Consider the following 309-nt stretch of genomic DNA (forward strand, 5'->3'; position numbering starts at 1 on the left):
AACCCCCATGTACTGGAAAGCATGGACCATCCCAATAAACAGGTTTTCCTGCCGTGCGTTGGGGAAAAACTCAATATATTGCTGACCACAATGGTGGCAGATCATGGCAAAGCACGCAACACGGTAGGTTTTCCCCTCATAGTCCAGAACATCCGTGAATCCCCAGTCCATCTGGTAAGTTTCACCGGGTTCTGTAGTGTACCGGCGACCACGGTTTCCCTGGGGCGCAACCAGCTGGCGTTTAGCTGGAATGAGGTCCTTGTGGGCGGCAATATACTCTTTTACAATGGTCGCTCCTCCTTCAAAACC

The 309-nt window shown here is 51.5% G+C and carries 1 pseudogene; it reads right to left on the minus strand.

The annotated features are described in order from the left end of the window. Positions 1 to 309 (minus strand): annotated as a pseudogene (locus tag JCM17207_RS09055) (IS21 family transposase); the annotation flags it as partial.

Origin of the sequence: Faecalibacterium gallinarum (genome assembly GCF_022180365.1) — a bacterium.
GTDB classification, from domain to species: Bacteria; Bacillota; Clostridia; order Oscillospirales; family Ruminococcaceae; genus Faecalibacterium; species Faecalibacterium gallinarum.